This window comes from Bifidobacterium sp. UBA6881, assembly GCA_002451435.1.
In the GTDB taxonomy this organism is placed as follows: domain Bacteria; phylum Actinomycetota; class Actinomycetes; order Actinomycetales; family Bifidobacteriaceae; genus Bifidobacterium.
On sequence record DKCF01000067.1, the window covers coordinates 10,314 to 11,439 of the forward strand.

1 protein-coding gene is annotated in these 1,126 nt (G+C 60.3%); it reads right to left on the reverse strand.

The genetic code is table 11. The features are described 5' to 3' along the window. On the reverse strand, window positions 1-1,021 hold a 1,021-nt coding region (locus tag B3C64_RS04945), incomplete at its 3' end, for an aminotransferase class I/II-fold pyridoxal phosphate-dependent enzyme (RefSeq protein ID WP_291534147.1). Between the last annotated feature and the right edge of the window lie 105 nt (window positions 1,022-1,126).

Sequence of the window (1,126 nt, forward strand, 5' to 3'; positions counted from 1 at the left end):
GCGCCAGATCATAGGTAGGCGAGCCCGTCAGAGCGGCATAATTGACCGCGGTGACATGCGGCAACGAGCGCAGATGCTCCGCAATCGCAAGCGCAGAGGAAACCTCCTGCTTCTCACGTACCGCAAGGGTCTCCAAGCCGATCAGCTGCAGATACGCGTTGAACGGGCTCTGCACCGCGCCGAAGGTACGCAGGTATTTGACGCGGATGCGCTTGATGAAGGCCTGGTCGCCGAAACGACTGAAGAAACTTTCCCACTTGCCGGCACGCTGGTCGCTGATGACGAGTTCCTCTCGGGTCAGCGCCGGGAATTTGCCGTTGTTCCAGTCGAAACGGCCGGCGTCCACGACGACGCCGCCGAGCGCGTTGCCATGCCCGGTGATGCCTTTGGTGGTGGAATGCACCACGATGTCGGCACCGAATTCAATTGGGCGGAGTAGATAGGGCGTCGGCACGGTGTTGTCTACGATCAGCGGGATGCCGTGTTTGTGCGCCAGTTTCGCAAGTCCCTCGATATCCGCGACCGCAGTGCTGGGGTTCGCCACGGATTCGGTGTAGATCGCCTTGGTGTCGGGCCCGATCGCAGCTTCGACCGCGTCCAGATCGTTGATGTCGGTGACGAAATCGCCGTAGATGCCGAATTTCGGCAGAAAATCACCCAATGCGTCAACGGACGCGCCATACAGATTGACCGGAGCGACGATGCGTCCGCCACCTTCGGCCACGCACATCAGGGAATAGCTGACCGCAGCCATGCCCGACGACAATGCTACGGCTCCGATGCCGCCTTCCAATGCGGCCAGACGCTGTTCCAAAGCGTCAACCGTGGGATTGGCGACACGGGAGTATTCGAAGCCGCTCAGAGCACCGCCCGCGAGCGCGTCGCCACGCCGGGCGTTCTCCAAATCGAACGCGGCCGAAGCGTAAATCGGCACGCTGACCGCGTCGGCATTCGCTTGACGGTCATAGCCGGCATGAACGGCCTTGGTCTCGAAACAGCCATCCTCCGCTGTTGTGGTCATAGTATTGAATTCCTCTCCAATGCATTGTATGCGCTGTATGCGCTGTCAACTGCACTATACAGGCCGTCAGGCATACACATGCTGCGCGAGCGAGAACAAATCCCC